The 714-nt window shown below is 36.8% G+C and carries 2 protein-coding genes; both read right to left on the bottom strand.

Annotated features, from left to right (window positions below; genetic code table 11):
* Window positions 1-55 precede the first annotated feature (55 nt).
* Window positions 56-259, bottom strand: a complete 204-nt coding sequence (locus B0182_RS15390; protein ID WP_425319932.1) for a transposase — start codon at window positions 257-259, stop codon at window positions 56-58.
* An 80-nt stretch (window positions 260-339) separates the two neighbouring features.
* Entirely contained in the window at window positions 340-648 is a 309-nt protein-coding gene (locus tag B0182_RS13745; protein WP_078275445.1) for an IS630 transposase-related protein, read from the bottom strand.
* Window positions 649-714 lie beyond the last annotated feature (66 nt).

The raw sequence follows: 714 nt of genomic DNA, 5'->3' as shown, positions 1-714 counted from the left end.
GCATTGTCCATGACAATCACGCATTTTCGCTTTAATTTTACAATTAAGGTGTGTTTTAACCAATCATAAACCGTTTGGGTGTTAGTGTGGTGTTTATGATAAGGCAAGCAAACAATTGATTGTGACATAAAACACCAATGACATTAACCCTTAATCTGCTGTTTTGGTAGTTATGATACAAGATGCTAGGCTGACCAATAGGAGCATAACCATAAGGACGATAAGTGCGTGCTTCAAACCCTGATTCATCCTTGTAGATGATGGGATAGTCTTGCTCTTGATAGGCGGTAAGTTTAGCTAAATACTCTAACTGCTTATTGATGTCTGACTTTGGGTGTATTATTTTGTTTTTTTATGAGTAATGCCCAATCTTTTTAAAGCTTTGTAAATGCCCATGTCAGTACAACCAAATCGTCTTGCTCGCTCATACAGATAATCGTAGGGATAATCTTCTACATCTTTGAGTAATGCCTCATCATCTATCTTTCTAGGCTTTACTTCTTTGGTGGGTTTAATCTGTATGTTTTGTTGCCAGTTTTGTAAGGTACAAGTAGAGACATTAAGTAAAGAAGCTACCTTGCGATAAGACATGCCTTTGTCATTGATGAGTGCCAAAGCTTTTTTACGAAAGTCTAAGGAGTAGGTCATGGTATTTAAAGCTCTATTTAATGAATGTTAGGGTATTGTAGCATATTTGGGGTTTGTGGGGTGTAT

Origin of the sequence: Moraxella bovis (assembly GCF_002014975.1) — a bacterium.
In the GTDB taxonomy this organism is placed as follows: domain Bacteria; phylum Pseudomonadota; class Gammaproteobacteria; order Pseudomonadales; family Moraxellaceae; genus Moraxella; species Moraxella bovis.
The sequence above is the reverse complement of the archived record's forward strand: the minus strand, read 5'-3'. Positions and strand labels throughout refer to the sequence as shown.